At 64.4% G+C, this 8,400-nt stretch carries 9 protein-coding genes, 1 tRNA gene and 2 pseudogenes (2 of these 12 only partly in view); 2 read left to right on the plus strand and 10 right to left on the minus strand.

The genetic code is table 11. The annotated features are described in order from the left end of the window. The 4 genes and pseudogenes from EGH24_RS09790 to EGH24_RS09805 form a co-directional block, all read right to left on the minus strand. Nucleotides 1–765: pseudogene (locus tag EGH24_RS09790) on the minus strand (CDC48 family AAA ATPase); it reaches 1,509 nt to the left of the window's first position. Further along, entirely contained in the window at nt 762–1,010 is a 249-nt protein-coding gene (locus EGH24_RS09795; RefSeq protein WP_142979974.1) for a DUF7127 family protein, read from the minus strand. The pseudogene EGH24_RS09790 and the gene EGH24_RS09795 overlap by 4 nt, the downstream one beginning before the upstream one ends. Nucleotides 1,011–1,154: 144 nt before the next feature. After that, nucleotides 1,155–1,961 (minus strand): 3-methyl-2-oxobutanoate hydroxymethyltransferase, encoded by an 807-nt coding sequence (gene panB / locus EGH24_RS09800; RefSeq protein WP_142979975.1) that lies wholly within the window; start codon nt 1,959–1,961, stop codon nt 1,155–1,157. 96 nt (nt 1,962–2,057) lie between these two features. Next, nucleotides 2,058–2,654 carry an archaellin/type IV pilin N-terminal domain-containing protein gene (locus EGH24_RS09805; protein ID WP_142979976.1) on the minus strand — a complete coding sequence of 199 codons (597 nt, stop codon included), beginning with the start codon at nt 2,652–2,654 and terminating at the stop codon, nt 2,058–2,060. 299 nt (nt 2,655–2,953) lie between these two features. On the opposite strand from EGH24_RS09805, the gene EGH24_RS09810 reads away from it, so the two are divergent. Next, nucleotides 2,954–3,244, plus strand: coding sequence for a DUF5822 domain-containing protein (locus EGH24_RS09810; RefSeq protein ID WP_142979977.1), 291 nt, complete (start codon nt 2,954–2,956; stop codon nt 3,242–3,244). 1 nt (nt 3,245) lies between these two features. Here EGH24_RS09810 and EGH24_RS09815 read toward each other — a convergent pair whose 3' ends face one another. From EGH24_RS09815 to EGH24_RS09830, 4 genes are all read right to left on the minus strand, one after another. Further along, the gene (locus tag EGH24_RS09815; RefSeq protein ID WP_142979978.1) at nt 3,246–3,785 is read right to left on the minus strand and encodes an HAD family hydrolase; all 540 of its coding nucleotides are present in this window, start codon (nt 3,783–3,785) and stop codon (nt 3,246–3,248) included. Further along, nucleotides 3,767–4,753, minus strand: a complete 987-nt coding sequence (locus tag EGH24_RS09820) for an AIR synthase family protein (protein WP_142979979.1) — start codon at nt 4,751–4,753, stop codon at nt 3,767–3,769. The genes EGH24_RS09815 and EGH24_RS09820 overlap by 19 nt, the downstream gene beginning before the upstream one ends. A 36-nt stretch (nt 4,754–4,789) precedes the next feature. Beyond that, nucleotides 4,790–5,335, minus strand: a complete 546-nt coding sequence (locus tag EGH24_RS09825; RefSeq protein WP_142979980.1) for a helix-turn-helix domain-containing protein — start codon at nt 5,333–5,335, stop codon at nt 4,790–4,792. Between the two features lie 170 nt (nt 5,336–5,505). Then, nucleotides 5,506–5,590, minus strand: a tRNA-Leu gene (locus EGH24_RS09830). Nucleotides 5,591–5,774: 184 nt separating this feature from the next. Here EGH24_RS09830 and EGH24_RS09835 point away from each other — a divergent pair. Further along, a complete protein-coding gene (locus EGH24_RS09835) occupies nt 5,775–6,332 on the plus strand; it encodes a DUF420 domain-containing protein (RefSeq protein WP_142979981.1) in 558 nt (185 codons plus the stop codon). A gap of 26 nt (nt 6,333–6,358) precedes the next feature. Here the strand turns inward: EGH24_RS09835 and EGH24_RS09840 are convergent, their stop codons facing one another. Beyond that, nucleotides 6,359–7,084 carry a halocyanin domain-containing protein gene (locus tag EGH24_RS09840; protein ID WP_142979982.1) on the minus strand — a complete coding sequence of 242 codons (726 nt, stop codon included), beginning with the start codon at nt 7,082–7,084 and terminating at the stop codon, nt 6,359–6,361. Nucleotides 7,085–7,136: 52 nt separating this feature from the next. Next, a pseudogene (purF, locus tag EGH24_RS09845) lies at nt 7,137–8,400 on the minus strand (amidophosphoribosyltransferase) (it continues 254 nt past the right edge of the window).

The raw sequence follows: 8,400 nt of genomic DNA on the forward strand, positions 1-8,400 counted from the left end.
GAAGNANGCGTCGATNTCGTTGGCGACNGCCTTCGCNATGAGNGTNTTCCCNGTNCCCGGCGGGCCGTGCAGNAGCACGCCCTTCGGCGGNTCGATNCCGAGNNGNTNGAACAGCTCNGGGTGCCGCATCGGGAGTTCNATCATCTCCCGNACCTGNTCNAGNTCCTCGTCGAGGCCNCCGATGTCCTCGTAGGCGACGTTTGGAGCCTCCGCCGAGCCGTCAGCGGCTTCCGGCGGCGCGTCAGCGATCTGTTCGGCGGGCTGCTCGGAGATCTGGACCTGCGTCGAGTCAGTGATCACGACGGTCCCCGACGGCGTCGTCGAGGCGATTTTCAGCGGGACAGCCTGCGATTGGCCGCCCATGAAACCGAAGCCGAGCGGGAGCCGGATGCTCTGGCCCTGCGTGACCGGCTGGCCGCCGAGTTCACGGCGGATCAGCGAGTCGATGTTGCCACGGATGCCGAGCCGCTGGGGCAGGGCGACCGTGATCGTTTCGGCGGGCTGGAGGTCAGCCTTTTCGACTTCGACTTTGTCGTCAATGCCGACGCCGGCCTCGCTGCGGAGGCGGCCGTCTATGCGGACGACGCCGGTGCCGTCGTCTTCGGGGTAACCGGGCCAGACGCGGGCGATGGCGGTGCCGTCGTTGCTGTCGAGCCGGATGAAATCGCCCCCGGAGAGGTCGAGTTCGTCGGCTGCCACGCGGTCGATCGCGGCCAGTCGGCGGCCGGCGTCCTTCTGTTTGATTGGTTTGACTGTTAATTTCATTTTTGCACCTGCACGGTGAGCACACCGTTGTTTACCGTTACGTCCGCGTCGGAGCCGGGGAGGTCGAGTTCCGTCTCATCGATCTGCCCGTCCTCGTCCACCACGAGAATGAGGGTGTCGCCGATGGTATCGTATTCCACGCTGTCGTCGTCGACAGGGAGGTCGGCGGCGAGTACCCATCGGTCCTCGTACTCGTACTGTCGGAGCAACCGATCTTCACGGTTGGCTGACTGGGTATTATTCATCACTCTGTTACATGAATAGATGCGGTTCTATATAAATCTTTCGCTCAAAATCGCAAGATGGCAGTATGAGACATCTATTCGATAGTATTGCGGTTCACACCGCCCGCCAGCGGTTTGTGGCGGTCAGCAGTCCACGAAGCGTGATCAATCGAGGTCGTCGAGGCTGTCTTCGACGTGGCTGTGTTCCTCGGCCGGGAACGACCCGGATTCGACGGCGGTTTTGTACTCCTCGATAGCGTCGGTCATTGCGGCTCGCACGTCGCCGAACTGGTCGGCGAACGGTGGCGCGTCCTCGCTGAGGCCCAGCACGTCGCTGATGACCAGCACTTGGCCGTCACAGTCGCTGCCGGCTCCGATCCCGATCGTCGGAATATCGAGGGCGTCGGTCACTTGCGCGGCGAGGTTGGCCGGAACGTGTTCTAAGACGAGTGCGAACGCGCCAGCCTCCTCGTGTGCGCGGGCGAGCGAGAGAATCTCCTCGGCGGCAGCCTCGGTCGTCCCCTGTCGCGTGTAGCCACCGAGTTGGTTGACGTGCTGGGGTGTTAACCCGAGATGCGCCATCACCGGGATGCCGAGATGCGTGAGCTGATCGGTTATCTCGACGGTATGCGGCCCGCTTTCGAGTTTGACCGCGTCGGCACCGGCTTCCTTCAGCATGCGACCGGCGTTGCGGATGGTTTCGCTCTCATCGACGCCAACCGAGAGGAACGGCATGTCGGCGACGACGAGGGCGTCGTCGCTCCCGCGGGCGACGGCGGCCGTGCGGCTCTCGACGTCCTCGACGGTCACTGGCAACGTCGAATCGTAGCCCAACGCTTCGGTGCCCATGCTGTCGCCGACAAGCAGGATGTCGATCCCGGCGTCGTCGATTACGCTGGCTGTGTGGGCGTCGTAGGCCGTCAGCATCGTGATGGGGTCGGACTGCTCGCGGAGCCCCCGCGTCGTAGTCATAGCTCAGTATCGTCGCCCCGGCGTTAAATCGGCTGTGTCCTCAGACGCGCTCGGCTGCCACGAAAAAAGCGGTGCTACTCGAACGCAGCGAATCAGTTAGAGGATGTATGAATCCCCGGTGTCGATGTTCCGCGGTGCCTGCACGGATTTGTAGGAGCTTCCGCCGGACGGTGCCTGCAACACGATCGTCATTTCGTTGCCCTCCTGCAGCGTGTTGAGCGACGGCGAGTCCCAGAGGTCGAACGTGACGGTCACCCGATCGTTTTGATCGGCGAGGATCGGCATCGTCTCGCTCTCGAAGTCGCCCTGTAGTGTGTTGTAGGAGATGATGCTACCCGTCGCGTTCGGGTTCCCACTCAGCACTGTCGCGTTCCCGTTGGTCGAAACGGTGAAGGAGGACGCACTGAGATTAACGGCGTTGGCACCCGACGCAAGTCGGAGACTCGCATTGATCGTATCGAGTGTGCCGTCGGTGCTACCGGGGGCGGCGGTGTCGGAGCCGATAACTTCGCCGATGACGACGACATCGCTGACTTCGGCGGTCGTCTGTTCGCCCGTTTGCTGTGCCTGTGCCTGGAGGCTTCCGGCAGTGTTGATCAGTACGCCCGCCGCGATCGCGGCGACGAGAACCATCGCAATGAAGACGATGAGTGTCCCGATCCCTACCTGTGCCCGGTTGTCGGTGTCAAACATGTGTAATGCTCGCCTGCCCCCGATGAGGGAAGACGATACCCGCCCCTCAGGGAAGGGTCGTAATAAGCGAGCGTGCCCGATTCTCGGGTGAGATAATCAGCCAACCGAGGTGTTTTGCGTAGCCATTGGTGATTTCAAACCCGCTTCAGTAGGACGATCACAAACCCACTACGGGATATTTCTGCTTTTAATATAATACGTATTATGGTTTTATTCCCGGGGATCGACAACGATTCAATGGTGGCGGATCGGCCACCCTGAACCGTCACACCTTAGCGCGCCGAGTCGAACGCCCCACTGTGGCAGATCCCGTCGCAACGACCAACCCCGAGGACGTCGATTTCGGCTGGGTGATGCAGGTCACCTTCGTCGTGACGATCCTCTTCGGCGCGCCGCTGGTCGCCGTCCTCTCGACGACCGTCGACCTCCCGACGTGGGGCGCTCGTGCCAACTTCGCGGTCCGCGTCGGCGCGCCGATCTGGCTGACGACGAACGTCGCTGCCTATCTCTACGCAAAATACAAACGCGAAGCGTCGGACAGCGATGGGGAAGCAAGCAGCGCGGACTCGCTGGCCAGCGACGACGAGTAACTCAGACGTATTCGAAGGCGACGCCCGCACGCTCGGCAGTCTCCTTATCCCGCGGCGAATCACCGACGAAGAGGGCCTCGGCGGGCTCGACACCGAGTGCCTCAAGCGTCGCCAGCAAGGGCTCGGGATCGGGTTTGTGCGTCGACACCGAGTCGCGGCCGACGACTGCGTCCACGTCGCCAGCGAGACCGTGAGTCTCAAGAGCGATCCGGCAGGCGGCCTCGCAGTTGAGCGAGCAGACGCCGACCGGCACGGTTCTGTCGGCGAGTTCGTCGGCCAGTCCACAGCGACGGGAGCGACGCGCGCCCTCGCGTTCGTGGCGACTGATCGCCTCCTCCACGCGGTCGGCGATGCCGTGCTCGTCGGCGTCCTCCAGCAGCGACCACAGCCCCGCGCCAGTAGCGTCGATGCCGGCGTCGGCATAGACCTGAATGACATCTGTGGCGACGGCGTCCCAGTTGACCGCGAGCGTCACCAGCGTGCCGTCGAGATCGTAGACGATGCCAGCGTAGTGGTCGTCGGTCACGCGTCGTCCTCCCATAGCGGATAGAGCTGGTCGGTCGGTGCCGTCGTGATACGCTCGCCGTCCAACACCAGCGTTCCCGAGTCGCCGCTCGATTCCTGTATCTCGCCGATAACAGCTGCCGCAATGCCAGCCTCAGCGAGGGAATCGAGCGCGTCGGCGACGACAGCGGGCGGCACCGTCGCCAGCAACGCGCCGGAGCCGAAAATTCGGAGTGGATCGACACCCATCGCCTCGCAGATCGCCGCGGTTTCGGGGCGGATCGGAATCGATTCGCTATCGACAACGAGGTCGACACCCGAGGCCGCTGCCAACTCGACACAGCCGGTGACGACCCCGCCCTCCGTCGGGTCGTGCATCGCGGTCGCCGCCGCGCGCAGTCGCGTCGCTTCGGGGTGGATGCTAATTTCGTCAAAAAAGTCGGCCGCGCGGTCGAGTGTCGCTTGCTCGACGCCGGCCTCGCGTGCCTCGGCGGCGAAATCCGTGGCGAGGATGCCGGTGCCTTCGATGGCCGCGCCCTTCGTGAGCAGAATTTTGTCGCCCGGCTGCGCGCCGCCGGTCGGGATGTAGTGGTCGGTGCGACCGAAGGCAGTCAGGCTCAGCAGCGGTCGTTCGAGAGCGGGCACGTACTCGGTGTGGCCGCCGACGATAGTGACGCCGAGGTCGTCGGCTGCGGCGTCGAGTTGAGCGGTCAGCGTCGCCAGCGTCTCGTCGTCGCCGTCAGGAAGAAAAATCACGTTCGTCAGGAACTCGGGATCGGCCCCCGAGGCGGCCACATCGTTGCAGGCGACGTAGACGCCGAGCGTGCCCGCGCGGTCGGCTGCCAGCGAAATCGGATCAGAACTGACGACTAGCGTTTCGCCGTCGCCGAGATCGATAGCGGCGGCGTCCTCGCCGTAGGCCGCGCCGGTCAGCAGGTCCGCGCTCGTCGCGCCCGTGCGTTCGAGGACGCGATCGAGCGTGTCGGGATCGAGTTTACCGATCATCGTGCGGGAGGGGAACGCGGTGGCGTCGGCGAGTGACTACTCATCGACGAGGTCGATGTCGAACTCGTCTTCGAGCGCGCGGACGACCGAGCCGCCGACATCGGCCCGGGTCGCGCGGCCCCCTTCGACGGCTTCGAGATCGGCTTCGTCCACATCGAGGTCGGCCGCGAGGTCCGCGATCGAGCGGCCGGCCGCCTCTCTGGCTTCGGTGACGCGGTCGCCGTAGTCGGCGACGAGATACGGGAGCCGGTCGCCCTCGTAGTTGGTGCCCTCCTTCTCCCAGTGGGTCGAATCGCCTTTGGCGGCGTCGTAGACCTCGGCCTGTCGCTGGGCGACGCGTTTCTTGCGGTCCTCCGGGCCGTCGCTGCTCCCGCCGCTGGCACCGCTGGAGCTGCCGCCGGAGCCGCCATCGTCGTCGCTCGTCGTTTTCCGGTTATCGTCGTGGGGCGCGCAGTCGGGACAGACCAACAGCACCGCGCCTTCGACGTTGGCCTTGCTGAGCCGGCTGCTTGCGGTGCCGCACAGCTCGCAGCTGTCGCCGTCACCACCGCTGCCACCGTTCCCCGTCGAGTATTTCGCCATGTCTCCCGGTTGGGCCGTGGATGGTTTAACTCTTCACGCGGGTCCCGCTGGTCGCCGGCGTGTCAGTCGGGCGTCACAGTCCTGCTGGTCGGCGGCGAGTGGTCGGTAGAATGGTGCGTGGGTGCTGTCGTAGAGACAACACCACATCGTGGCGGCTGGACCGCCTGCGATGCGTGGGAAGAGATTTGAACTCTCGGACCTCTACAGGACAGCGCCCTCAACGCTGCGCCGTTGGCCTAGCTTGGCTACCCACGCTCGCGTGTGTTTTGTCGCGCTTCCGCGCATCCGATTGTTGCCGGGGGTACCTAAAAGCCCTTTCTTTTTCCGCCTCCCTGCCGGCACTCAGCGGGCGAAAACTCGGGGCAGTCGGACGGGTCACGAGCGGGTCGGAGCGGCCGTATGAGGGAACCGTTTTGCACCCCGCGGCCGAAGGGCGGGTATGCAACTCCCGATCCGCGATCAGGTGCCGCTGTGGACCGCCGTGTTGTCCGCCCTCGCGCTCGGAGCCGTCTTCGCCGCGGTCGGCGGGATGATCCCGACGAGTCTTCTCCCGCGGCTCGACGCGCTCATTACGGTGATTCCGGAACTCAACGTCGTCATCAGCCTCGCCGCCATCGGAACCATCGTCGCCGGCTGGCGAGCGATCCGTCGCAACGATATCACGACCCACCGCAACTACATGGTCGCCTCGACGATGCTCTTTGCGGCGTTTCTCGCGTTCTACATCTACCGCGTGAGTCTGGTAGGGCCGACCGACTTCGGCGGACCGGCAGCCATCGAGCAGTTCGTCTACTTCCCCGTGCTCGCGGTCCACATTCTCCTTGCGATCATCTGTGTGCCGCTGGTGATCTACACGCTCCTGTTGGCTGTCAGTCGACCAGTCGAGGAAATCTATCGCACGCGACACCGCAGCGTCGGCCAACTGGCGGTCGTCCTCTGGCTGATTTCGTTCAGTCTCGGCATCGTCGTCTACGCACTCCTGTACGTGGTGTACTGAGTCGGAAGAACAGCGAGCCGAAGAGACTACTGGATCGGCGGCTGTGCGTCTTCGGTGGGTTTGTCGTCCGTGTAGACCCGTTTCAACACGAGCGCGAACAGCACCGGCGACAGCAGTCCAAGCCCGATCACGCCGATGACCGTCGTGAGAAAGCCCTGTGTCGACAGCGCGCCGCCGGAGACGAACCAGTTGTCACCGCCGCCGCTGCCGCCACTGCTGGACTCCGAACCGCCGCCACCGGATTCAGCGCCGCCGGACTCGGAGCCACCACCGCCGCCACCGCCGGCGGTAGCCTCGACCGCATCGCCGACGGCGACCGCGCCGACCATCCCGAGGGCTTGATGCGGCGTACAGACGTACCGGAAGATCTCGCCGTCGGTGTCCTCGCCGAAGGTATGCTCGAAGGTGTGGCCGGCTTCGCCGATAGTCTCGCTTTCGAAGACGCCGTTTTCCTCGCTGACGTTGTGGGCACCACCCTCGCCGGTCCACTCCCAGACGACGGTCGTGCCGGGATCGACGACGATCGCCGGCGGATCGAACAGGATGCCAGTGTCGCCCGCGCCGACGGAGACCGTCACCGAGTCCTGTCCTCGGCGGTCGACCGTGCCGTTGTAGTTCGAGGTGTCGGCGAACCAGCCGTCATAAGGATCGTCCTGTGCCATCGCTGGCTCTCCGAGGGTCGCTGCCGCCCCGACCCCGATGCCAGCGCGCAGCAGGCCGCGCCGCCCGAGTCGCGTTTGTGAGTTGCGCATAAGTAGGTCTATGAACGCGAGAAAATAAGTGCCACTGAAACGCGCCGAGGAGTCAGTCGTCGGCCGCGAACGCTTCCGGGCCGCCGATGACCGGGCGATTGACCTCGCGGTCGGTCGTCTCACCCTCGATATCGTAGGGGTACTCGCCGGTCACACAGCCCAGACAGAGATCGATCTGCTGGCTGTCGAGGCTGTCGGCAATCGCATCGATTGAGAGGTACGCGAGACTGTCGGCGTTGATCTCCTCACGAATTTCCTCGATGGATTTGTCGGCGGCGATCAACTCCTCGCGGGTCGCCATGTTGATCCCCATGTAGCAGGGCGCGACGATCGGCGGCGAGCCGACGCGCATGTGGACCTCCTCCGCGCCGGCGTCTTTCAGCAGATCGACCAACTGGTTCGAAGTCGTCCCGCGGACGATGGAGTCGTCGATGATCGTGACGGATTTGCCCTCAATAGTCGACTTGATCGGATTGAGTTTCAGGCGGACGGCGCGTTCGCGTTCGTCCTGTGTCGGCATGATGAACGTCCGGCCGACGTAGCGGTTCTTCATCAGGCCTTCCGCAAATCGGACGCCGGAGTCACCCTCGGGTCGTGGCTCGCCGTCGGCAGTCGTCTCGCTGGCGGCGTCGGCATAGCCGGAGGCGAAGGCGCGGCCCGAGTCGGGGACCGGCAGGACCACGTCGCTCTCGATGCCGCTTTCCTCCCAGAGTTTCCGGCCGAGGTTGCGCCGGACTTCGTAGACGAGGCTGCCGTCGATGACTGAGTCGGGCCGGGCGAAATAGACGTGTTCGAAGAAACAGTGAGCCGTGGTGTCGTTGTCGACGAGCTGGTAGGAGTCATAGCCTGTTCCGTCGCTGTCGAGGACGACAAGTTCGCCCGGCCGTACATCGCGGATCAATTCGCCGCCGAGCGTGTCGATGACGGTCGATTCCGACGCCAGCACGTAGCCGTCGTCGAGCCGGCCGATACAGAGCGGGCGATTACCTTGCGGATCGCGGACGCCGAGGACCGATTCGTCGTGCATGATCGTCAGCGAGTACGAGCCATGCAGGCGTTCCATCGTATGCTTGACGGCCTGAATGAGATCTTCGTCGAGGAGATTGCGGGCGATGTCGTGGGCGATGACTTCGGTGTCGCCGTCGGAGGTGAAGGCGTGGCCGAGGTTGGCGAGNTCGTCGCGNATNTCNNCGGCGTTNACGAGGTTGCCGTTNTGNGAGAGNCCGAGCGANCCGGATTTGAACGAGACGGAGAACGGCTGGGCACAGNAGGNGTNGANGCTNCCCNCGGTCGGGTAGCGGACGTGGCCGATNCCG

The sequence above is a fragment of the Halonotius terrestris genome (genome assembly GCF_006861665.1).
Taxonomy (GTDB): Archaea; Halobacteriota; Halobacteria; order Halobacteriales; family Haloferacaceae; genus Halonotius; species Halonotius terrestris.

Excerpts from the sequence above, each read along its gene's own strand:
- EGH24_RS09820 (WP_142979979.1), bottom strand. The coding sequence starts at position 4,753 with ATGATCGGTAAACTCGATCCCGACACGCTCGATCGCGTCCTCGAACGC.
- EGH24_RS09840 (WP_142979982.1), bottom strand. The coding sequence starts at position 7,084 with ATGCGCAACTCACAAACGCGACTCGGGCGGCGCGGCCTGCTGCGCGCT.
- panB (WP_142979975.1), bottom strand. The coding sequence starts at position 1,961 with ATGACTACGACGCGGGGGCTCCGCGAGCAGTCCGACCCCATCACGATG.
- EGH24_RS09825 (WP_142979980.1), bottom strand. The coding sequence starts at position 5,335 with ATGGCGAAATACTCGACGGGGAACGGTGGCAGCGGTGGTGACGGCGAC.
- EGH24_RS09795 (WP_142979974.1), bottom strand. The coding sequence starts at position 1,010 with ATGAATAATACCCAGTCAGCCAACCGTGAAGATCGGTTGCTCCGACAG.
- EGH24_RS09805 (WP_142979976.1), bottom strand. The coding sequence starts at position 2,654 with ATGTTTGACACCGACAACCGGGCACAGGTAGGGATCGGGACACTCATC.
- EGH24_RS09815 (WP_142979978.1), bottom strand. The coding sequence starts at position 3,785 with ATGGGAGGACGACGCGTGACCGACGACCACTACGCTGGCATCGTCTAC.
- EGH24_RS09835 (WP_142979981.1), top strand. The coding sequence starts at position 5,775 with ATGCAACTCCCGATCCGCGATCAGGTGCCGCTGTGGACCGCCGTGTTG.